The 22,665-nt window shown below is 72.4% G+C and carries 18 protein-coding genes and 1 pseudogene; 17 read left to right on the forward strand and 2 right to left on the reverse strand.

Annotated elements, in window-relative coordinates; genetic code table 11:
- From ACFVU7_RS25890 to ACFVU7_RS25965, 16 genes and pseudogenes are all read left to right on the forward strand, one after another.
- A pseudogene (locus ACFVU7_RS25890) lies at positions 1-492 on the forward strand (hypothetical protein); the annotation flags it as partial.
- A 207-nt stretch (positions 493-699) separates the two neighbouring features.
- Complete coding sequence (locus tag ACFVU7_RS25895) at positions 700-1,209, forward strand: DUF6912 family protein (RefSeq protein WP_049653861.1); 510 nt, start codon at positions 700-702, stop codon at positions 1,207-1,209.
- Between the two features lie 47 nt (positions 1,210-1,256).
- The gene (locus ACFVU7_RS25900; RefSeq protein ID WP_387827280.1) at positions 1,257-1,913 is read left to right on the forward strand and encodes an HAD family hydrolase; all 657 of its coding nucleotides are present in this window, start codon (positions 1,257-1,259) and stop codon (positions 1,911-1,913) included.
- A 154-nt stretch (positions 1,914-2,067) separates the two neighbouring features.
- A complete protein-coding gene (gene pruA / locus ACFVU7_RS25905; protein WP_387827584.1) occupies positions 2,068-3,693 on the forward strand; it encodes an L-glutamate gamma-semialdehyde dehydrogenase in 1,626 nt (541 codons plus the stop codon).
- A gap of 284 nt (positions 3,694-3,977) precedes the next feature.
- Entirely contained in the window at positions 3,978-8,924 is a 4,947-nt protein-coding gene (locus tag ACFVU7_RS25910) for an NAD-glutamate dehydrogenase (RefSeq protein WP_388047379.1), read from the forward strand.
- A 479-nt stretch (positions 8,925-9,403) separates the two neighbouring features.
- A complete protein-coding gene (locus ACFVU7_RS25915) occupies positions 9,404-10,687 on the forward strand; it encodes an ATP-binding protein (protein ID WP_049653847.1) in 1,284 nt (427 codons plus the stop codon).
- Positions 10,684-11,085: a roadblock/LC7 domain-containing protein gene (locus ACFVU7_RS25920; protein ID WP_049653846.1), complete on the forward strand. Its 402-nt coding sequence runs from the start codon at positions 10,684-10,686 to the stop codon at positions 11,083-11,085. Before ACFVU7_RS25915 ends, ACFVU7_RS25920 begins: the two co-directional genes overlap by 4 nt.
- Positions 11,082-11,456 carry a DUF742 domain-containing protein gene (locus tag ACFVU7_RS25925; protein WP_049653843.1) on the forward strand — a complete coding sequence of 125 codons (375 nt, stop codon included), beginning with the start codon at positions 11,082-11,084 and terminating at the stop codon, positions 11,454-11,456. The genes ACFVU7_RS25920 and ACFVU7_RS25925 overlap by 4 nt, the downstream gene beginning before the upstream one ends.
- The gene (locus tag ACFVU7_RS25930; protein ID WP_049653842.1) at positions 11,431-12,021 is read left to right on the forward strand and encodes an ATP/GTP-binding protein; all 591 of its coding nucleotides are present in this window, start codon (positions 11,431-11,433) and stop codon (positions 12,019-12,021) included. Before ACFVU7_RS25925 ends, ACFVU7_RS25930 begins: the two co-directional genes overlap by 26 nt.
- Positions 12,022-12,111: 90 nt before the next feature.
- Positions 12,112-13,500 (forward strand): cytochrome P450, encoded by a 1,389-nt coding sequence (locus ACFVU7_RS25935; RefSeq protein WP_074005014.1) that lies wholly within the window; start codon positions 12,112-12,114, stop codon positions 13,498-13,500.
- A 295-nt stretch (positions 13,501-13,795) separates the two neighbouring features.
- Positions 13,796-15,067 carry a cytochrome P450 gene (locus ACFVU7_RS25940; RefSeq protein ID WP_117491748.1) on the forward strand — a complete coding sequence of 424 codons (1,272 nt, stop codon included), beginning with the start codon at positions 13,796-13,798 and terminating at the stop codon, positions 15,065-15,067.
- Positions 15,064-16,038 carry an enoyl-CoA hydratase/isomerase family protein gene (locus tag ACFVU7_RS25945; protein WP_387827288.1) on the forward strand — a complete coding sequence of 325 codons (975 nt, stop codon included), beginning with the start codon at positions 15,064-15,066 and terminating at the stop codon, positions 16,036-16,038. The genes ACFVU7_RS25940 and ACFVU7_RS25945 overlap by 4 nt, the downstream gene beginning before the upstream one ends.
- 122 nt (positions 16,039-16,160) lie before the next feature.
- Positions 16,161-16,967, forward strand: coding sequence for a hypothetical protein (locus ACFVU7_RS25950; protein ID WP_387827290.1), 807 nt, complete (start codon positions 16,161-16,163; stop codon positions 16,965-16,967).
- Between the two features lie 71 nt (positions 16,968-17,038).
- Positions 17,039-17,872, forward strand: a complete 834-nt coding sequence (locus ACFVU7_RS25955) for a hypothetical protein (protein WP_388047380.1) — start codon at positions 17,039-17,041, stop codon at positions 17,870-17,872.
- Positions 17,873-17,983: 111 nt separating this feature from the next.
- Positions 17,984-18,616 carry an RNA polymerase sigma factor gene (locus ACFVU7_RS25960; RefSeq protein WP_388047381.1) on the forward strand — a complete coding sequence of 211 codons (633 nt, stop codon included), beginning with the start codon at positions 17,984-17,986 and terminating at the stop codon, positions 18,614-18,616.
- A complete protein-coding gene (locus ACFVU7_RS25965; RefSeq protein WP_388047383.1) occupies positions 18,613-19,551 on the forward strand; it encodes a CU044_5270 family protein in 939 nt (312 codons plus the stop codon). Before ACFVU7_RS25960 ends, ACFVU7_RS25965 begins: the two co-directional genes overlap by 4 nt.
- A gap of 42 nt (positions 19,552-19,593) precedes the next feature.
- Here ACFVU7_RS25965 and ACFVU7_RS25970 read toward each other — a convergent pair whose 3' ends face one another.
- Both ACFVU7_RS25970 and ACFVU7_RS25975 read right to left on the reverse strand, forming a co-directional pair.
- Entirely contained in the window at positions 19,594-20,355 is a 762-nt protein-coding gene (locus ACFVU7_RS25970) for a hypothetical protein (RefSeq protein WP_388047385.1), read from the reverse strand.
- A gap of 356 nt (positions 20,356-20,711) precedes the next feature.
- Positions 20,712-22,037, reverse strand: coding sequence for a tetratricopeptide repeat protein (locus ACFVU7_RS25975; protein WP_388047545.1), 1,326 nt, complete (start codon positions 22,035-22,037; stop codon positions 20,712-20,714).
- Between the two features lie 199 nt (positions 22,038-22,236).
- On the opposite strand from ACFVU7_RS25975, the gene ACFVU7_RS25980 reads away from it, so the two are divergent.
- Positions 22,237-22,659 (forward strand): ATP-binding protein, encoded by a 423-nt coding sequence (locus ACFVU7_RS25980; protein ID WP_388047387.1) that lies wholly within the window; start codon positions 22,237-22,239, stop codon positions 22,657-22,659.
- The last annotated feature ends 6 nt before the right edge of the window (positions 22,660-22,665 follow it).

A 22,665-nucleotide genomic window follows, 5' to 3' on the forward strand; every position in this document is an offset into this window, starting at 1 on the left:
CCCGGCTGGTTCGCGCCGGTGCGGCTGGACGGCTCGGCGTACGTGGACGGCGGCTGCTGGTCCGCCACCAACGCCGACCTGATGCTCGGCCGGGGCCTGGACGAGGTGTACGTGCTCGCCCCGATGGCCCTGCGGCTGGACCCGAGGCCGGGGCGGGCCTGGCGGCGGGGCCGGGAGGACCGGGAGGGGCAGGACGGCCGGGATGGCCGGCTCGGGGGCGGCCGCGACACCCTGGCCGCCCTGCGCGAGTGGCGCGCCCGGGACCGTCCGCGCGGCGTGCTCGCCCAGCTGGTGAGCCGCTACCGCCACGCCGTCACCCGGCAGCTGCTGCGCGAGGCCGCCCAGCTGCGGGCCGAGGGTGTCCGGGTGCGGCTGCTCGCGCCGACCCTGGCGGACCTCGCGGTGATGGGCCCGAACATGATGGACCCGGCCCGCCGCGGCGCCGTCCTGGAGAGCGCCCTGCGCACCAGCCGGGAGGCGCTCCGGGCCTAGCGCGGGCCCGGCGCGGGTCCGGCGCGGGCCCGGCGCGGGTCCGGCGCGGGCCCGGCGCGGGCACCGCCCGGCCCCAGCCGGCCCCGGCCGCGGGCGCCCGCCCCCGGACCAGGGGTGATCACGGGCGGCCCGGCGGCGCTTATTCTTGGGGCGCTGGAGACTGTGCTGCTGGACGAACCCCGCTGGACGAACCGGAGAGTGCCCCCGATGCGCGTGTACGTGCCCACCACCCTGGCCGGCCTGGCGGCGGCGCACGAGGGCGGCGCCCTGGACCAGTCCGCCGCGTACGCGGTGACGCCCGCGCTGCGCGAGTGGTACGTCAGCGACGACCTGGAGGAGCTGGAGTACGCGGCGCTGAACCGGGCCGCCCAGTCCTCGCTGCGGCTGCTGGCCGCCGACCCGGGGGCCCCGCGCCGCCGGGTGGTGGTGGCGCTGGACGTGGCGGACGGGTCGGTGCGGCCGTTCCCCGGCGACGAGTACCAGGACCAGGCCTCGCTCGGCCGGGTGGTGCTGGCCGGCCCGGTGCGGTTGGCCAAGGCGGCCGCGGTGCACGCCGACGTGTCCGACGACGAGGTGGTCACGGACGTCGCGGCGGCGGTGGCGGCGGTGGCCGCGGCCGACGCCGGCGACCAGGACGCCCAGTTCACCGTGGACGGAGCCGAGGACCACGACCTGCTCTGGTTCGCGACCCAGGAGATCCCCTCCCTGCTCGGGTGAGTTCCGCCCTACCGGCGTGTCACCCGGCCGGGTTACCGTTTCACCCCGTGCGCACTCACATCGTTTGGGACTGGAACGGCACGCTCTTCCACGACATGGAGGCCGTGCTCGGGGCGAGCAACGCCGCGTTCGCGACCATCGGCGTCGGGCCGATGACGCTCCAGGAGTACCGCGAGCAGTACGAGATCCCGATTCCCCGCTTCTACCAGCGCCTGCTCGGCCGGACGCCCTCCGCGGAGGAGTGGCTGAGGCTCGACGACGCGTTCCACGACCGCTACCGGGAGCTCAGCCCGTCCTGCGGGCTGACCGAGGGCGTGCGCGAGCTGTTGGACGGCTGGCGGGCGGCCGGGAACAGCCAGTCGCTGCTGTCGATGTACGAGCACGACAAGCTGGTGCCGCTGGTCGACACCTTCGGCCTGAGCAGCGGCTTCCTGCGGGTGGACGGCCGCAGCGGCCCGTCCGGCGGTCAGAAGGCGGAGCACCTGACCCGGCACCTGGCCGCGCTCGGCGAGCTGGTGGACCCGGCCCGTACGGTGCTGATCGGCGACGCCGCGGACGACGCCCTGGCGGCGCTGGGCGCGGGCGCCCACGCGGTGCTCTACACCGGCGGTTCGCACACTCGGGAGAAGCTGGAGCCGGTCGGCGTCCCGGTGGTGGACAGCCTGGCCGAGGCGGTCGAGCTGGCGGGCCGGATCACGGGCTGAACCCCGGGGCCCGTCCGGAAGGGGCGGGACGGGATACCGGCGGACGTGGCGGGCGCCACGTCCGCCGTCCGCGTGTCTGAGCGGGCGGATCGCGCCCCGGCTGGTCAGGCTGGTGTCACACCCGACCAGCCCCAGGACGGAGCCCGCCATGCCCATCGACGCAGTCACCGAGGTGCCGGTCCCGGTCAACGAGCCGGTGCGGGCGTACGCGCCCGGCAGTCCGGAGCGGGACCGGCTGGTGCGGCGGCTGGACGACCTGGCGGCCGAGCAGGTGCCGCTGCCGATGACGATCGGCGGCGAGCAGCGCTTCGGCGGCGGCGAGCGGATCGAGGTGGTGCAGCCGCACCACCACGCCGCCAAGCTGGGCGTGCTCGGCAACGCCACCCGGGAGGACGCCCGGGCGGCGGTGGACGCGGCGCTGGCCGCCGGCCGGCAGTGGCGCTCGCTCTCCTTCGACGACCGCGCGGCGGTCTTCCTGCGCGCCGCCGACCTGCTGGCCGGCCCCTGGCGGGAGACGCTCAACGCGGCCACCATGCTCGGCCAGTCCAAGACCGCGCAGCAGGCGGAGATCGACTCGGCGTGCGAGCTGATCGACTTCTGGCGGTTCAACGTGGGGTTCGCCCGGCAGATCCTGGCGGACCAGCCGATCTCCTCGCCCGGCGTGTGGAACCGCACCGACCACCGCCCGCTGGAAGGTTTCGTCTACGCGGTCACCCCGTTCAACTTCACCGCGATCGCCGGCAACCTGCCGACCGCCCCCGCGCTGATGGGCAACACCGTGGTCTGGAAGCCCGCGCCGACCCAGACCCTGGCCGCGTACCACCTGATGCGGCTGCTGGAGGCGGCCGGCCTGCCGCCCGGGGTGATCAACCTGGTGACCGGCGACGGCCTCCAGGTCTCCCCGGTGGTGCTCGCCGACCCGGCGTTCGCCGGGCTGCACTTCACCGGCTCCACCGCCACCTTCCGCTCCCTGTGGCAGACCGTCGGCGCCAACATCGGCGGCTACCGCGCGTACCCGAGGATCGTCGGCGAGACCGGCGGCAAGGACTTCCTGCTGGCCCACCGCTCGGCCGACCCGGAGATCCTGAGGACCGCGCTGATCCGCGGCGCCTTCGAGTACCAGGGCCAGAAGTGCTCGGCGCTGTCCCGCGCCTACCTGCCGCGCAGCCTCTGGCAGCGGATCAAGGACGACTTCCTGGCCGAGGTGGACGCGCTCGCGGTGGGCGACGTGACCGACCTGTCCAACTTCATGGGCGCCCTGATCGACCGGCGCGCCTTCGAGAAGAACCGGGACGCCATCGACCGGGCGAAGGCCGATCCGACGATCGAACTGGCGGCCGGAGGACAGTACGACGACGCGATCGGCTGGTTCGTCCGGCCGACCGTGCTGGTCTCCTCCGACCACCGGGGCGAGATCTTCCGGACCGAGTACTTCGGTCCGATCCTCGCCGTCCACGTCTACGAGGACTCCCGCTGGGACGACGTGCTGCGCCGGGTCGACGCCGGCGCCCCGTACGGCCTGACCGGTTCGGTGATCGCGCAGGATCGTTACGCCATCGCCCAGGCCGTCGAGGAGCTGCGGTTCACCGCGGGGAACTTCTACATCAACGACAAGCCGACCGGCGCGGTGGTCGGCCAGCAGCCCTTCGGCGGCGGCCGGGCCTCCGGCACCAACGACAAGGCGGGCGCCGCGCAGAACCTGCTGCGCTGGACCTCGGCCCGGTCGATCAAGGAGACCTTCGTCCCGCCGACCCACCACGGCCACCCGCACATGGGCTGAGAGTGAACACCGGGCTCCGGTTTGGACATGCTGTCCAGGACGGACCCGACTTCCTGCGGGTTTGCGCCGACCTGTCCCTGTCCACCTTCGATTGATCCGGTTAGGCTGGCTGGCGTCGTCGGGTGGCTGCAGGACGAACGGAACGTCCTACCCGCTGGGAGGGCGTTTCATGCGTGCCATGAGCCCCTTTCAGTCGGATGGTGCGGCAGGATTGCGGTGACCCGTCGGTGTACATCCACACACCACCGAGTCACGCAACGGCGCGCGACAGGAGCCAAGAAGTCATGCAGACCAAGCTGGACGCAGCCAAGGCCGAACTGCTCAAGAAGGCAGCCGCAGCCGCTGAGAACAGCCAGGTGGGGGGAGCGGCGCCGGGGGAGGGTCTGAGCAACGGCGCTCTGACCGCGTACCTGCACCACTACTACCTCCACACCGCGCCCGAGGACCTGGTCGACAGAGACCCGGTCGACGTGTACGGCGCGGCCGCCTCCCACTACCGCCTGGGCCTCAAGCGCCCGCAGGGCACCGCCGAGGTGCGGGTCCACACCCCCTCGGTCGAGGAGAACGGCTGGTCCTGCGGCCACACCGTGGTCGAGGTCGTCACGGACGACATGCCCTTCCTGGTCGACTCCGTCACCAACGAGCTGTCCCGCCAGGACCGCGCGATCCACGTCGTGATCCACCCCCAGCTGGTCGTCCGCCGCGACATCACCGGCAAGCTGCTGGAGATCCTGGACGTCGACGCCTGCTCCCGCAGCCAGGCCGCCGGCACCGAGTGGCCCGCCGACGCGACCGTCGAGTCGTGGATGCACATCGAGGTCGACCGCGAGACCGACCGCGAGGACCTGCGCGCCATCGAGGCCGACCTGCGCCGCGTGCTCGGCGACGTCCGCGAGGTCGTCGAGGACTGGGGCAAGATGCGCGAGAGCGCCCTGCGCCTGGCCGACGAGCTGGCCGAGGAGCCCCCGGCCGGCCTGCCCGAGCAGGAGGTCGGCGAGGCCTGGGAGCTGATGCGCTGGCTCGCCGACGACCACTTCACCTTCCTCGGCTACCGCGAGTACGACCTGGTCGAGCACGAGGGCGAGGAGGTCCTCAAGGCCGTCGCCGGGACCGGCCTCGGCATCCTGCGCTCCGACCCGCACAGCCACGACGACGCCCACCACGCCGTCAGCGAGGCCTTCGGCCGGCTCTCCGCGCCGGTGCGCGCCAAGGCCCACGAGAAGAAGCTGCTCGTCCTGACCAAGGCCAACAGCCGGTCCACCGTGCACCGCCCGGCCTACCTGGACTACGTCGGCGTGAAGAAGTTCAACGCCGCCGGCGAGCCGATCGGCGAGCGCCGCTTCCTCGGCCTGTTCTCCTCCGCCGCCTACACCGAGTCGGTCACCCGCATCCCGGTCGTGCGCCGCAAGGTCCAGGAGGTGCTGGAGGACTCCGGCTTCTCCAGCGAGAGCCACGACGGCCGCGACCTGCTCCAGATCATGGAGACCTTCCCGCGGGACGAGATCTTCCAGACCCCGGCCTCCGAGCTGCTCTCCATCGCGACGAGCGTGCTCTACCTCCAGGAGCGCCGCAAGCTGCGGCTGTTCCTGCGCCAGGACGAGTACGGGCGCTACTTCTCGGCGTTCATCTACCTGCCGCGCGACCGCTACACCACGCGCATCCGGCTGCTGATCACCGACATCCTCAAGGAGGAGCTGAACGGCGCCACCATCGACTACACGGTGTACGCCACCGAGTCGGTGCTGACCCGTCTGCACTTCGTCGTCCGGGTCGCCCCGGGCACCGCGCTGCCGCACCTCAGCGACACGGACATCGAGCGGATCGAGAACCGGCTGGCCGAGGCCGCCCGGTTCTGGATGGACGGCTTCCACGACCAGCTGCACACCGAGCTGGGCGAGGAGCGGGCCGCCGAGCTCGGCCACAAGTACGCCAACGCCTTCCCCGACGGCTACCGCGCCGACTTCCCGCCGCGCACCGCCGTCGCCGACATCAAGCAGATCGAGTCGCTGCACGGCGAGGGCGACTTCCGCCTGAACCTGTACCAGCCGGTCGGCGCCGGCGACGACGAGCGCCGCTTCAAGATCTACCGGGTCGGCGGCCCGATCTCGCTGACCGAGGTCCTGCCGGTGCTCCAGCGCCTGGGCGTCGAGGTGCTGGACGAGCACCCGTACGCGCTGCGCCGCTCCGACGGCAGCACCGCGTGGGTCTACGACTTCGGCCTGAAGCTGCGCGAGGCCACCGAGCTCACCGACGAGGCCCGCGAGCGCTTCCAGGAGACCTTCGCCGCCACCTGGACGGGCAAGGCCGAGAACGACGGCTTCAACGAGCTGGTGCTGACCGCCGGGCTGACCTGGCGCCAGGCGATGATGCTGCGCGCGTACGCCAAGTACCTGCGCCAGGCGGGCTCCACGTTCTCCCAGGACTACATGGAGGACGCGCTCCGCAACAACACCCACTCCACCCGGCTGCTGGTCAACCTGTTCGAGGCCCGGCTGAGCCCGAGCCACCGCGCGGGCGCCCTGGAGCTGACCGAGGGCATCCTGGAGGAGCTGTCCGGCGCCCTCGACGAGGTCGTCTCGCTGGACGAGGACCGCATCCTGCGCTCCTTCCTGAACCTCATCAAGGCGACCCTGCGGACCAACTTCTTCCAGCACGCCGCCTCCGGCGAGTGGCACTCCTACGTGTCGATGAAGTTCGACCCGAAGGCCATCCCGGACCTGCCGGCCCCGCGCCCGGCGTTCGAGATCTGGGTCTACTCGCCGCAGGTCGAGGGCGTCCACCTGCGCTTCGGCAAGGTCGCCCGCGGCGGTCTGCGCTGGTCCGACCGGCGCGAGGACTTCCGCACCGAGATCCTGGGCCTGGTCAAGGCGCAGATGGTCAAGAACACCGTCATCGTCCCGGTCGGCGCCAAGGGCGGCTTCGTCGCCAAGCAGCTGCCGGACCCGGCGGTCGACCGCGACGCCTGGCTGGCCGAGGGCGTCTCCTCGTACAAGACCTTCATCTCGGCGCTGCTCGACATCACCGACAACCTGGTCGGCGGCGAGGTCGTGCACCCGGCCGACGTGGTCCGCCACGACGAGGACGACACCTACCTGGTCGTCGCCGCCGACAAGGGCACCGCGACCTTCTCGGACATCGCCAACGGCGTCGCCGAGTCCTACGGCTTCTGGCTGGGCGACGCGTTCGCCTCCGGCGGCTCGGCCGGCTACGACCACAAGGGCATGGGCATCACCGCCCGCGGTGCCTGGGAGTCGGTCAAGCGCAACTTCCGCGAGCTCGGCGTCGACACCCAGACCGAGGACTTCACCGTCATCGGCATCGGCGACATGTCCGGCGACGTCTTCGGCAACGGCATGCTGCTCAGCGAGCACATCCGCCTGGTCGCCGCCTTCGACCACCGGCACATCTTCCTGGACCCGAACCCGGAGGCGGCCTCCTCGTACGCCGAGCGCCGCCGCCTGTTCGAGCTGCCGCGCAGCTCCTGGGACGACTACGACCGGTCGCTGATCTCGGCCGGCGGCGGGGTCTTCCCGCGCAGCGCCAAGTCGATCCAGCTGACCCCGCAGGTCCGCGCCGCCCTCGGTGTGTCGGCGACCAAGCTGACCCCGGCCGAGCTGATGCGGGCCGTCCTCCAGGCCCCGGTCGACCTGTTCTGGAACGGCGGCATCGGCACCTACGTCAAGGCCTCCACCGAGACCAACGCCGAGGTGGGCGACAAGTCCAACGACGCCATCCGGGTCAACGGCGAGCAGGTCCGGGCCCGGGTCATCGGCGAGGGCGGCAACCTCGGCTGCACCCAGCTCGGCCGCATCGAGTACGCGGCCACCGGCGGCCCGGAGGGCACCGGCGGCTGGATCGACACCGACGCGATCGACAACTCGGCCGGTGTGGACACCTCGGACCACGAGGTCAACATCAAGATCCTGCTCAACCAGGTGGTCGCCGAGGGCGACATGACGGTCAAGCAGCGCAACGTCCTGCTGGCCGAGATGACCGACGAGGTCGGCCACCTGGTGCTGCGCAACAACTACGCGCAGAACGTGGTGCTGGCCAACGCCGTCGCCCAGGCGCACAGCATGGTCAACGTGCACGCCCGGATGATCAGCCGCTTCGAGTCGGCCGGCCAGCTGGACCGCGGGCTGGAGTTCCTGCCCGCCGAGCGCCAGATCCGTGAGCGCCAGCAGAACGGCCGCGGCCTCTCGCAGCCCGAGATGTCCGTCCTGCTCGCCTACACCAAGATCATCCTGGCCGAGGAGCTGCTGGCCACCGAGCTGCCGGACGACCCGTTCTTCCGCACCTCGCTGCACGAGTACTTCCCGACCGCGCTGCGGGCGAGGTTCGCCGAGGCGATCGACAACCACGCGCTGCGCCGCGAGATCATCACCACGCTGATCGTCAACGACACGATCAACCGCGGTGGCTGCACCTTCGCCTTCCGCCTGAAGGAGGAGACCGGCGCGACCTACGAGGAGATCGCCCGGACGCACACCGCCGCGCGGGCCGTCTTCGACCTGGAGCCGATCTGGGCCGAGATCGAGGACCTGGACAACAAGGTCCCGGCCCGGGTGCAGACCAAGATGCGGCTGCACTCGCGGCGCCTGGTCGAGCGCGCCACCCGGTGGATGCTCAACAACCGCCGCCAGCCGCTCGACATCGCCGGCACCATCGAGTTCTTCCACGACCGGGTCAACCAGGTCTGGGCGTCGCTGCCCAAGCCGCTCCGCGGCGAGGACCTGACCTGGTTCGAGTCGATCTACGGCGAACTCGCCGCGGCCGGGGTGCCGGAGGAACTGGCCACCCGGATCGCCGGCCTCTCCTCGGTCTTCCCGACCCTGGACGTGGCCGAGGTCGCGGACCGCTCCGGCAAGGACGTCGCCGAGGTCGCCGACCTCTACTACGACCTGGGCGACCGGCTCCAGATCTCGCACCTGCTCGACCGCATCATCGAGCTGCCCCGCACCGACCGCTGGTCGTCGATGGCCCGGGCCGCGATCCGCGAGGACCTCTTCGCGGCGCACGCGGCGCTGACCGCCGACATCCTGGCCTGCGGCCCCGAGGGCGCGACCCCGGAGGAGCGGTACACCGCCTGGGCCGAGCTCAACGCGACCCTGCTGAACCGCGCCAAGAGCACCCTCGACGACATAAGGGGTTCGGACAACTACGAGCTGTCCAGCCTCTCGGTCGCGATGCGCGTCATCCGCACTCTGCTGCGCACCGGTTCGATGCGCTGACGGACGGCTGTACCGGAGGGGCCCGCGTCCACGGACGCGGGCCCCTTCCGCATGTCCGGCCGCCCGCCCGGAGGGCCGTCCGACGGCCCTCCGGAGAAGTCGTCCTGAGGTCCGTCCTGAGGTCCGCCCTGAGGTCCGTCAATTCCGGAGCGTGACAGCGGAATCACGCTGCGCGCGAATCGAAGTGTGGTCGGGATGTGTCCCTATGGTTAACGCGGCGTCACGAATGCCGCCATTTCTTGTCAGAGTTCCCAGCAAGTCGTGGAATTTCGCCCCAACTGCCCTTTTTGCTATCTGTTCTGACATGGCATGAGGTGCAGTAGGCTGACTCCGCGATAGGCGTCGCCGCAGGTCTCGTACCGGAACGCACTTCGATGTGGTGTGACATCGGGTGCCTTTCGGAGAGGTTCAGGCCGCCAGTCCCATTCGCGTTCCGGGGCCCGGACCGGCCCCACGCGATGCCACCTGAAGAGAGTTTCATGACGTCATTTGTGCAGGAACCCTTTTTCTGGGTCTTCATCGTGGTGATGCTCGTATCCGTCGGAGCGGCCCTCCAGGCCCGCCGGACGAACCTCGCCCTGCGACGGCGCAACGCCTCGCTGGAGGAGGAGAGCGCCCTGGCACAGCGGCAGCGCGAGGAACTCGCCGTGCTGCACGACCGCCTGCAGGGCCAGCACGCCTCCGAGCTGACGGCCGTCCGCCGGGACGCCGAGGAGGACACCAAGGCCGTCCTCAAGGCGGCGATGCGGACGCTGCAGGGCTTGGCCGACGAACAGCAGATCGTCATCGACAAGGTGCAGCGGAAGTACGGCGACAGCCCGCAGATCCTCGCCGACCTGATGACGATCGACCACACCAACAGCCAGTTCGGCCGGCGTGCCCAGGGCATCGCGGTGCTCTGCGGCGGCTGGTTGGGCCGCCGTGAGAGCGTCGCCTCGGTCTTCGACGTGGTCCGCAGCGCCCAGGGCCGGATCCGGCACTTCGACCGGGTGCGGATCCACTCCCGGGTCAGCGTCTCGCTCGCCAGCAAGGTCGTCGAGCCGGTCGCCGTCGTGCTGTCCGAGCTGCTCGCCAACGCGACCAACTACTCCGCCCCGGACACCCCGGTGGAGGTCAGTGTCCAGGCCGTCCCCACCGGCGTCTGCCTGATCATCGACGACGCCGGCCTCGGCATGGGCCAGGAGGAGAAGGACCGCGCGTCGCTGCTCCTGAACCCGGGCGCGCCGATCAGCCTCACCAGCCTGGGCAACCCCCCGAAGTTCGGCTTCGCCGTCTCCGGCATGCTGGCCGCCCGCTACGGCTTCCGGGTCTCCGTCGACTCCGTCTCCCCGTACGGGGGCGTGCGGGCCGTGGTGCTGCTGCCGGCCGAGCTGCTGAGCAGCGAGGTCGCGGCCCCGCCCGTCGCCGAGCACACCGACTACCCCGACTACCAGGCCGCGCCGGTGGAGCAGCCCGCGCAGGCCTGGGCGCCGGGTGCCGGCCAGCGGCTCGTGTCGCTGTCCGAGCCGACGGCGCCCCTGGCCCCGGTGCCGACGCCGTACGCGGCGACGGCGGGACCGGAGACGACCGCGGACGGACTGCTGCCCCGGCGCCGCCGCCAGCGTCCCGTGTCGGTCGTCCCCACCCCGCAGGAGCCCGGTCCCGGTCGGGCCGAGGATCCGCGGGGCACCGGCCAGTACACGCCGTCCCGCCTCGGCGCGTTCCAGCGCGGCACGCTGTCCGGGCGCAACACCATGACCACGGAAGGAACCGAGATCCAGTGAGCCGCGATCTTTCCTGGGTGCTCAACGACGTACTCCAGGTACCGGGCGCCCGGCACGCTATCCTCGTCTCCGCCGACGGCCTCCTGCTCGAACGGTCCAGCGAGATCGGCCGCGACGAGGCGGAGACCAACGCCGCCGCGATGAGCTCGATGCAGTCGCTGAGCCGCGCGGTCGCCCCGTTCGTCGGCGGCGGCGCCGGGGTCTGGCGCCAGACCCTCCTGGAGTACGACCACGGCTGGATCTTCCTGATCGCGGCCGGCAGCGGCGCGTACCTGGCCGCCTCCACCGCCCCCGACGTCGACATGGAGGCGATGTCCTTCCGGATGCAGCAGCAGGTGGGCGCGCTCGGACGGGCGATGTCGGCGGCGCCGCGCCAGAGCACGCTCAGCGGCTCATGACGACCGGCGGCGAGGAACAGCGGGTCTCCGGCGGCTTCATCCGCTCCTACGTCATCACCGGCGGGCGCGCGTTACCGAGTGCGGACGACCTGTCTCTGATCACCCTGGTCACCATCGCGCCCGAGCAGGACCTCCCCGCGCTGCCGAGCCCGGAGACCCGGGCGATCTGGGAGCTGTGCTCCGGCGGCTACCTCTCGGTGGCCGAGGTCGCGGCCAGGCTGGAGCTGCCGGTGGGGGTCGTGAGGCTGCTGCTGACGGACCTGATCCGTGAGGGGCGGCTGCTGCGGCGGTCGGCCCCGCCCCCGGCCCAGGCCCCGGACCCGAGACTTCTAGAGAAGGTACTGCATGGACTTCAACGCCGGTTCGCCTGAGGACATCTACGTCCCGGGCGCGGTGACGACCGCTGTCAAGATCCTGGTCGTGGGGCACTTCGCGGTCGGCAAGACGACGCTCATCGGGGCCCTGTCGGAGATCGCCCCGCTGAGCACCGAGGAGAGCATGACGCAGGCGTCCGTCCGCGTCGACGACCTCCGCGGGGCGCCGGACAAGAAGACCACGACCGTCGCCCTGGACTTCGGCCGGCTGACGCTCGGCGACGACCTGGTGCTGTACCTGTTCGGTACGCCGGGCCAGCAGCGGTTCATGCAGCTCTGGGAGGACATGGCGCGGGGGGCACTGGGGGCGCTGCTGCTGGCCGACCCGACCCGCCTCGCGGACACCTTCCCCGTCATCGACCTGATCGAGCAGTACGGCCTGGAGTACGCGGTCGCGGTCAACAGCTTCGACCGGGAGAGCGGGTACACCGAGGACCAGCTGCGCGAGGCGCTCGACCTGCTGCCGCACACGCCGGTGGTGTTCTGCGACGCGCGGGACCAGCGCTCCTCGGCCAACGCCCTGCTGACGCTCGTCCGGCACCTGCTCGACCGCGCCTCCTGACCTCCCCACGGCTCCTCCCTCCCCCACGCCTTCCTCCCCTCACGTCTCCCGGGTCCGCACCCGCCCGGGGCCTCCTCCAAGGAACGACCCATGGAATCTCTGCAGCGACCCGTACCGCAGTCGCCTCCGCCGGGCTGCCCGATGCACGCCGGCGTGAGCACGCCGCTCTACGGGGAGATGTTCTCGGCCGACCCCGGCGCGGTCTACGACAAGCTGCGCGCCAACGGCCCGGCCGCGCCGGTGGAGTTGGCGCCGGGGGTGGACGCCACCCTGGTCACCTCGCACGAGGCCGCGCTGCGGGTGCTGCAGAACCCGGGCATGTTCGCCCGGGACTCGCGGCGCTGGGCGGCGCTGAACGAGGGCCGGGTGCCGATGGACAGCCCCGTCCTGCCGATGATGTTCTACCGGCCCAACTGCCTCTTCACGGACGGCGCCGAGCACCTGCGGCTGCGCAAGGCCGTCACCGAGAGCCTGGACCGGCTCAACGACAACCGGCTCAACCGGCACGTCGAGCGGATCGCCGGCTACCTGATCGACCAGTTCAGCGCGCTGGGCCGGGCGGACCTGCTCAACGACTACGCCAAGCTGCTGCCGCTGCTGCTGTTCAACCAGCTGTTCGGCTGCCCGGCCGACATCGGCGACCGGCTGACCCGCAGCATGTCCGCGCTCTTCGACGGCCTCGACGTGATCCAGGCCAACGAGGAGCTGACCTCCTGCCTGATGGACCTGGTCGCGCTGAAGCGCCGCCAGCCGGGCGACGACATCACCTCCTGGCTCATCCAGCACCCGGCCGGGCTGCGGGACGAGGAGCTCAAGGACCAGCTGGTCATGCTGATGGGCGCCGGCGTCGAGCCCGAGCGCAACCTCATCGGCAACGCGCTGCTCCTGCTGCTGTCCGGCGAGGGCGGTGCCGGACTGCGCATCGAGGACGCCCTCGACGACGTGCTGTGGAACAACCCGCCGATCGCCAACTACGCGACGCACTACCCGATGCAGGACCTCAACCTGGGCGGCGTCCCGATGGACGCCGGCAGCCCGGTGGTGATCAGCTTCGCCGCCGCCAACAGCGACCCGGTGCTGACCGACGCCCGACTGACCCTCAGCAAGGGGGCCCACCTGGCCTGGGGCGCCGGCCCGCACGCCTGCCCGGCCAAGTCCCCGGCCCAGTTGATCGCCCTGAGTGCGATCGAGTGCCTGCTCAACGCGCTCCCGGACGTCACGCTCGCGGTGCCCGCGGAGAGCGTCGAGTGGCGGCCGGGCCCGTTCCAGCGCGGCCTGGTCTCGCTGCCGGTGCGGTTCAGCCCGGTGGCCGCCCGCACCGCGGGGCCGGCCGTGGGCGCGGACACCGCCCCCGCTCCCGCGCCCGCGCAGGCCGCCGCCGAGCAGGTGCAGGCGTACCCGCAGGCCGCCGCCGGTCCGGCCCGGGCCCCGCAGAAGAAGGGCTGGTGGAGCTCCTTCCTGGACGTCTTCCGGGTCTGAGGCGTCCCGGGCTCCGGGCTCCCGGCCCGACCCGCCGTCGTGGGCCGTCCGGGCAGCGGCTGTTCGGTCACGGGCCGTCCGGGCAGCGGCTGTTCGGTCACGGGCCGTCCGGGCACGGGCCGTTCGGGTACCAGCCGTTCGGTCACCGGTTGTTCGGTCACCGCGAGGTGAACGGCGTGCGACGACGGTGCAGTACGTGACGGGGGCAACACGGATCGACGCTTGAGCGCGCTGGTGCTGGGTAGTACGCCGCCGTACTGCCCGCCCGCGTGTTGAAGGAGCCCGTGTGACCGCCATGTTGGAAGCCCGCCCCGCGGAGTCGGAGCACCCTGACGGCAGGGTCGACCGCCGTGCCGCCGTCCCGCTGCTGCGGAGGCTGCGGTCGGCCGAGGGGCTCGCCGACCCGAGCCCGGTCTACGACGGGCTGCGGGCGCTCGGGGACCTCGTCCCGGCGCCCTGGGGCGGCTACCTGGTCACCGGTTACGAGGCCTGCGACCAGGTCCTGCGCGGCAGGACCTGGCTCGTCCCCGACTTCGCCTGGCAGGAGCGGCAGACCGGGACGGAGCGCTGGGAGGCCGTCGCCACCCAGGAGATGAGCCGCACCCTCTCCCGCCTCAACGCCCCCGAGCACACCCGGCAGCGGCGCAGCCTCGGCAGCCTCTTCGACCGCAACACCCTCCGGGACATGACGCCGCGGATCGAGGCCGACGCCACCGAACTGCTCGACCGCCTGGCCGAGCGAATACAGGCGGACGGCGAGGCGGACTTCGCCTCCGTGGTCAGCGAGCAGCTGCCGATCGGCACCATCGGTCGCTGGCTGGACATCCCCCGCGCGGACTACCCGCACATCCTGACGATGACCCACAACCAGGTGCACGCCCAGGAACTGCTGCCCACCAAGAGCCAGCTGGCGGTCTCCGAGCAGGCCACCATGGACCTTCGCGAGTACTTCACCCGGCTCGTCCGGGAACGCCGCGACAACGACGGCGACGACGTGATCGCCGGCTGGATCCGCACCTGGGACGCGCTGGAGTCCGACCCCGAGGCCACCGACCGGATGGTCTACCAGCTCACCATGTTCGTCACCATCGCCTCGCTGGAGACCACGGCGACGCTGCTCTCCTCGCTGGTGTGGCAGCTGCTGCGGTCGCCCGGGACGTGGGACTGGCTGCGGGAGCGGCCCGAGCACATCGACGAGGCGATCGACGAGGCGCTGCGCTACGACCCGCCGATCCGCGTCAACAGCCGCGTCGCGGGCGAGGACACCGTGCTGGCCGGAACGTTCCTCCCCAAGGACACGATGGTCCACGTGATGTACGGCGCGGCCAACCGCGACCCGCGCCGCAACCCGGACCCGCACGCCTTCGACCCGCTCCGCCGGGGCACCCACCTCACCTTCGGCGGCGGCGCCCACTACTGCCTCGGCGCGGGCCTGGCCCGGCTGGAGGCGCGGGCCCTGATCGGTCAACTGCTGGAGCGCTTCCCGACGCTGCGGGCGGTGAGCCCGCCGGAGCACGCGCCCCGGATGGTCTTCCACCGGGTGACGTCCCTGAGAGTGTCCGCATGAACGTCTCCCCGCAGGCTCCCCAGTACCCCCCGTACGCGATGCAGCCGCCGCCGTACGTCCCGCACCCGTCGACGACGACCGGCTGGTACCCGCCGGCCCCTCAGTCCCCGCCGGTCCCGCAGTCCGCGCCGGTCCCCGAAGGCGCTCCCGCTCCCGAAGGCGCTTCCGTCCCCGAAGCCGCGGTGGTCCCCGAATCCGCGCCCGCCCGTACGGTCCGTTCCGAGCTCCGGGGCGCGGTGCTCCACGTCGAGCTGGACAGCCCGGGGACGGGGAACGCCGTCACCTCGGCCATGCTGGACGAACTCCTCGCTCTCCTCGCCGTCCCCGACCCGGCCGTGCGGGTGATCGTGCTCTCCGCGGCCGGCCGCGACTTCTGCCTCGGCGGCGACCGCGACGAACTCCTCGCGGGCCTGGACGAGGACCCGACCGGCGGCCGCATACGGGCCTACGGGGACAAGGCCCGCCGGGTCTGCGACGCCCTCGTCAACAGCCCCGCCGTCACCATCGCCCGGGTCCAGGGCCGGGCGACCGGTGCCGGCTTCGCCCTGGCGCTCGCCTGCGACCTGCGGGCCGGCGCCGACAACGCCGTCTTCCGGCTGCCCGAACTGGCCCTGGGCCTGCCCGTGGCCTGGGGCGGCCTGCTGCCCCGGCTGCTGCACGAGGTCGGCGCGGCCCGGGTCCGCGAGATCATCCTGACCGGCCGCCCGGTCGGCGCGGTGGAGGCGCGGGAGCTCGCCATCCTGCAGCGCGTCGTCCCCGAGCAGGAGCTGGACGAGGCGGTGGCCGAGTGGGCCCGCCCCATCACGCGCCGCTCCGAGGCCGCCCTGCGGGTCACCAAGACGCTGCTCGCCTCCCACGCGTCCGCGACCCGGCTGGCCGACGCCGCCGTGCTGGACTCCGAGCTGATGGCCTCCGTCCTGGCCGCCGCCCACTACACCCGGAGCCTGGCCGACCGGGGGCCGGCCTCCTGACCGGTGCGTGCGCGAAGGGGCCCGCGTCCTCGGACCCGGGCCCCTTCCGCGCGTGGGGGAGCCGGTTGTCGATCGTGCCCGCACGTTCGCTACCGTGTGCGGTCGACGAAGGAGAGATGATCATGGTGGGGACGACGCGCGGCGGGCGCGTGGCCGGGGCCGTACTGACGACGGCGCTGGTCATGGCCGGAGCGGCGGCCTGCGGGGGAGACGGGGGCGGCGCTGCCGAGGCGGCGGCCAGTACACCGCCGCAGCCGTTCGGCGCCGCCGGCTACCGCGGGCTCCAGCTCTCGATGACCAAGGAGGAGGCGCTCACCTCCGGAGCCCTGGAGCCGTCTCCGGTCTCGCTGCTCAACGGCTGCACCGACTACGCGTACAAGGGCGGCCCGGCGCCGGACCCGGTCCGGATGGCGGCCGAGGCGGAGGTCCGTACGAAGGCCGACAAGGCCCTGGCCAGGATCGACGAGATCAAGGCGGCCAGGAAGCCGCTCGCGCCCCCGCCGTCCGGGGCCTCGTCGAAGGAACTGCAGGAGTACCTCGCGGGCCTTCGGGAGCAGCTCGACCAGACCGAGGCGGGGCGGCGGGAGATGGCCGTGCTCTACAAGGACCTGGACCTCCTCGGGCCCGCCCGCAAGAACCGGGACCAGGCCTTCCTGACCACCGGCCGGGTCAACTTCGGCACCGAGGGCCTGCGCCAGCTGGTCGCCCCGGCGGGCGCCCGCACCGCCGAGGGCATCGGCGCCGGCTCGACGGAGGAGGAGCTCAAGCGCGCCTACGAGGGCAGGGACCTCAAGCCGATCAAGGAGGGCGGTTACGAGCTCCCGTCCGAGAGCGGCAGCGGCGGCCCGGACTGGTTCTACGAGTTCACCATGGCCGACGGCAAGGTCGCCGGGCTCGCCCTGGTGAAGCACAACACCTACTGCGCCTGAGAAACCGGTTGTGGATCGTGGCCGCATCCTCGGTACGGTGACCCTCGAAAGATCATGTGGGGGTTTGTGACATGGGGAAGAACCGGGCCACGGTCCGCGCGGTGGGCGTGGGCATCTCGGTAGTACTGCTGGCCGCCTCGGCGGCGGCCTGCTCGTCCGACGACAAGAAGGACTCGGCGAAGGCCGGGGGCGCCGCCGCGGCACCCTCGGCGGCGCCCACGACGAAGGGCCCGGAGGCCTTCGCGGCGGCCGGGTACCAGGGGATCAAGCCGGGCATGGCCAAGGACGCCGGGCTGGCCACCGGCGCCCTGGAGGCGTCGCCGGTCTCGCTGCTCGGCGGCTGCACGGACTTCGTCTACAAGGGCGGACCGGCGCCGGACCAGGCCCGGATGGCCGCCGAGGCGGCCACCGAGGCCCGCTACAAGGACCTCAGCGCCAAGGCCGACGCGGCCAGTGGGAAGGCGCCCGCCCCGGCGGGCACCCTGCCGCCGAACGCCTCCGCCAAGGACGCGGCGGCCGCCGCCGCGGGCTCCGCCGCCGGGGCCAAGGACTCGGCCGCCGCCGCCAAGCTGATCGCCGACTCGACGATGGCCCTGGTCGACCTGAGGGTGGCGCAGGAGGCCAAGGACAAGGCGTACCTGACCACCGGCCGGGTCTCCTTCGCGGAGGCGGGCCTGCGCGAGCTGGCCGCCCCGGCGGAGGCGAGGACGGCCGAGGGCATCGGCGCCGGCTCCACCCTGGAGGCGCTCCAGCAGGCGTACGGCGCCAAGGGCCTCCAGCAGGACAAGAGCGGCAGGTACGTGCTGCCGGTCGAGGGGCAGCCGGGCTGGCAGTACGAGTTCACCGTGGACGCCGGGAAGGTCGTCGGGATGGCCGCGGTGAACCGCGACATCAAGTGCGCCTGACCGTCTGATCGTCCGACCGGTCGAGGAGGGCCCCGCCGAACCGTCCGGTTCGGCGGGGCCCTCTGCCGTGCTCCGGCGGGAACCCGGCGGTGCGTGCGGACAGGTGGGGGTGTGGAACTGTCACAGCGGGCGCGATTGAGGAGCGGCGACCAGTGGGCGTTCGGGGAGCTGTTCGATGAGGCGGCGGACGATCTGTACCGGTACGCGGTACGGGTGGTGGGGGACCGGGCCGTGGCGGAGGACGTCGTCCAGCTGACGTTCCTCGAAGCGTGGCGCCTGCGCGGCAGGCTGCGGGAGGACGACGGGCCGGTGCGGCCCTGGCTGTTCGGGATAGCCGCCCAGGTCCTGCGCAACACGACCCGGGCGGCCCGGCGGCACCGGGCGGCGCTGGCGCGGCTGCCCGAGCGGGGCGTCCTGCCGGACTTCGCCGAGGAGTTGGCCGGGCGGCTCGACGACGACGCCCGGCTCGCCGCCGTGCGGCGGGCGCTGGGCGGGCTGCAGAAGGCGGAGCGCGAGGTGTTCGGCCTCCTCGTCCTGGCGGGCCTGGACTACGTGAGCGCGGCCGAGGCACTCGGGGTGCCGATCGGCACGGTGCGCTCCCGGCTCTCGCGCGCCCGCACCAAGCTGCGCGCGCTGGTGGACGAGGAGCTCCGGGGCGGGCGGGAACCCGCTCCGGACACCGGACAGGTACGGGGTGGCCGCACCGAAGCGGCCAGGTCGACGACACCGGGGAGGACCCGATGAGTCCGATGAATCCGATGAACGAGGACGAACTGCTGCCACCGCCCACGGGGCCGGGGCTCCCCGCCGACCGCCGGCGGCAGCTGCGGGGGCACCTGATGAGCGAGTTCGCACGCGGGCCGGCGGCCGCGCCCCGGCGGAAGCGGCTCGGCTGGGTGGCCCTGCCCGCGCTGGCGGGCGGCCTGGCGCTGTCCCTGGTGCTGGCCGGCGGGCCGACCGAGCGGGGCGCCGACCCCACGCGGCCGGTCGCGGCCGTGGTCCTGGACCGCGCGGCGCGGGCCGCCGAACAGCAGCCCGCCCCGGCGGCGCGCGGGGACCAGTTCGTCTACGTGAAGAGCCTGGACGACTGGGCGAAGTCGCAGGGCGAGGCGCCGCAGACCCGGGAGCTCTGGACGTCCGTTGACGGCAGCAAGCGGGGACTGCTGCTCGTGGACGGGCACCTGCCGAACCCCGGAGGAAGCGACGAGCACGGGGAGGCCGAACCCGTGCCGAACGCCGGGAGGTTCGGCAGCTACGCCTACGTCGCCGCCCTGCCGACCGACCCGGATGCGCTGCTGGCCAGGATCCACGCGGACACCGAAGGCCACGGGCCCGGCCCCGACGAGGAGGCGTTCAGGACCGTCGGCGACCTCCTGCGCGACCAGATCGCCCCACCGGCCGTCAGCGCTGCGCTCTACCGGGCGGCCGCGAAGATCCCCGGCGTCAGGGTGATCGACTCGGTGACCGACGCGGCAGGCCGCCCCGGCATCGCGGTCGCGCGCCGGGACAGCGGTGCGAGGGCCGAGGTTCAGTGGATCTTCGACAGCACCGACTACACCTACCTCGGCGAGCGCAGCGTCGCCGTCACCGACGGCGCGACCTTCAGGAAGGGCGACATCACCAGCCAGATGGCCGTCCTCGCCCGCGCCGTCGTCGACCAGCCCGGCACCCGTCCCTGAGGAGAGGCGCGCTTCTGCGGGCGGCGATGGTGCGATGGAGGGTCAGTCGCCGACCGCCACGGTGGACGGCGACTGCCACCCCCGTAGGGCGGCGCGGGCGCGGGCGACGCCTCCGGGGGTGGCGGGCGCGCCGGTGCCGACGGCGACGGTTCTCGTGCCGAGGCCCGCGCAGGCGCGGCAGATGCCGGGGCGGGGCACCGGGTCGTGGCAGCGGCCGCACTCGGCGTACGGCGTCGGTGGGGGCGCGGCTCGTTCCGGTGGCAGCTTCCGTTGCAGGCGGTCCCGGAGGATCGCCACCGGGGAGTGCATCGGCTGCGGCAGTCCGGGGAGCAGGGCGTGGGCCAACTCGGCTTCGTCGCAGCCCCGTTCCAGCCACTGCGTGACGAGCGGTGCCAGCGCGCGGGCCTCGGCCTCGCCGAGGCGCAGGCGGGGTTCGGGCCGGATCACCCGGAACAGGGTGGCCACGGCGGCCCGCGTCCGTTCATCCGGGAGGGTGGGTTCTTGTCCCGGGTCCTTTACGGGAGGGGTGACAGCGCGGCCGGAACTCCCTCCACCGGAGGCCGGGCGGGTGGCAGCCGGTTCGGGCTGCGGGGTGTCGAAGACGTGGGCCTCGGACCGGACCGTCCCGTCGGCCATCCGGACCCTGTCGACCCGGTAGTACCCGGCGTCCTTCAGTTCCTTGAGGGCCCGTCGGATGGCGCCCCGCCCCTGCGGACTGCTGTCCGCCATCTGCCGCCCGTCCTCCCGCCACCCGTCGGGGCGGGAGAGCAGGTCGGCGAGGAGGCCACGAGCGGTGTAACTCAACCGCCGGTCCTGCAACAGGCCGTTCGGAAGCACGCTGAACGCGCGCGAATGAACGCTACGATGAATCCGCATCTGGAGTCCTTGCTCCTGGTGCCTGACCCCGGGGTGTTCCACCACCGCCGGGGTCTCCTATGTTCTGTTGATGATGCGGAAAGTAGCACAGCCACTACGAAGAGTGCGAACCGTTCGAGCGTGAAGCCCAAGCCCCCCGCACCGAGTGCGCCCCCACGCCGGGCGAGGTGTTCAGGAGTACCGAGCGAGTCGATGCGGGCCGAGGTAGTAGGACAGGGCGGCGTGCGACGGCCCGTCCGGAACCCCGCCACTCGTCAGCAGCTTCACGACCGGTTCGCCGCTGGTCATGCCCTGGTCTCCCGTACCGTTCGGGCCGGTCCTCGGCCGCCCGCCATGGGGCGGGCGCGTTCGAGGAGCCCGCGCACGTGGGGGTTGCGGCGGTGCGGCCGGGTCGCGGAGAGCATCGAGCGGAAGCGGTCGTCGGCCCGGCCGGACTGGATGGTCGGGTAGTCGTCCAGGGCGAGGTGCCAGTTCTGGACGGCCTCTTCCAGTCGGCCGGCTCCGAGCTGCCACTCGGCGAGCATGGAGAGGGCGCGTACGCGGGACCCGCGGTACACCGGGGGTCGGAGCTTCTCGGAGTGCTGGAGCGCGCGGATCGCGCCATCGCGGTCGCCGAGCTCGTAGTTGACCTGGGCGACGTGGTACGCGAGGGCGGCCGGATCGTAGCGGCCGACGACCTTCGCCTTCGACTCGGCCTGATCCATCGCGACTTCCGCTGTGCGCAGGTGGAGCAGGGCTCCGATCCTGTCCCCGGTCTGGGCGAGGGCGTGGGCCTGCTGGCCGGCGAGGAAGGCCCTCATGCGGGGACCGGCCTCCGGGGAAGCGGCCGAGGCGGCGTCCGCGAGCCGCAGGGCGCTGCTGCCGTGGCCGAGATTGACGGCTTGGACGCTCATGCCGCGCAGGGTGGTGCAGTAGGTGAGGTGGTCGCCCGCGTGCCCGGCCAGCTCCAGGGCCTTCAAGTAGTAGCGCTGGGCCAAGGAGTCATGGCGCTCGTCCACGGCCATGTAGCCGGTCAGGTAGCAGTGGTCGGCGGCGGCCGACAGCATGGCCTTGCGGACGTCCTCACCGGCGTCCGCCCGCAGGTACGGGACGATCGTGTTGACCAGGAACGAGGCGGCCATCGGACGGGTCATCCGGCCGCCGAACTGGTCGTCCAGGTCGCTGATCCGCTCGGTCATCGCCGCGACCGCCTGGACCTCCGCCATGCCGATCCGCAGGTGGGGGTCGGTCCGCAGTCTCTCGAAGCGGCCCACCACGTCGGGCCAGCCGGGGATGGTGAGGGCCACCGAGTAGAGGCCGGCCGTGAGGATTCCGCGCCGGGACGGGTCCATATCGAGGCTCCCCAGGTCGATCAGCCCTGACACCGTATCCGTCGGCTGGTCGACAGGGGTAGGTGTCCCGCGGAATCCGGCCTCGACGGCGGTGATCGGCCGCTTGAGCCTCCGCGCCAGTGTCTCCAGGACGACCGGCAGGGCCTTCGCCGTAGGCGAGGTGCCGCTGAGCCAGTGGGAGACGGCCGAGGCGTCGTACTTCAGCCGCTGCCCGGTCTCGGTGCCGGTCCGGTTGACGGCCCGAGCCAAATCGCCGTTGCCCCAGGCGGCTTCGGCCATCAGTGAGGCGAGCCTGTGGTTCGGCCCACGGTCGGTTCGCACGACAGTTCCCCCTGGCAGGTGGGTTTCAAGGGTTTCAACGTCCGGGCGCGCCCCGACCATAGCCGACCGCAGGGCATGGATGTTGACTGTTCGTCATCGGCCAATCACCAGCCGTGGTGCGAATGGTCCCGTCCGCGTTCCCCTTCGAGGTGCCCCCATGCTGATGTCCCGCCGCCCGCGCATGTTCGTCGCACGCCTCGACGCGCGGACCGAATCCGCTCCCCTGGCCCGGTACTTGCTCCGGGCCTTCCTCTCCGGGCTGCCCTCCGGGGACCGCTACCGCGACACCGCCGAACTGCTCCTCGGCGAGCTCTTCGCCAATGCCGTCCTGCATTCCGACGCCCCCGACGACCGCCACATCGAGGTCCGCTTCGCTGTCACCGGCTCCCGCTTGCGCCTCGAAGTCCACGATGCGGGCACCGGACGGCCGATCCTCCGGACCGCCGTCCCCGACGATGAGAAGGGGCGCGGTCTGTTCCTTGTCGACGAACTTGCCGAACGGTGGGGTTGCGCCGCCCGCCCTTGTGGTATCGGCAAGTTCGTCTGGGCCCATATCGCCCCCGTCACCACCCTCGCCTGAGAGCCG

It is taken from the genome of Kitasatospora sp. NPDC058046, from assembly GCF_042885595.1.
Lineage (GTDB): Bacteria > Actinomycetota > Actinomycetes > Streptomycetales > Streptomycetaceae > Kitasatospora.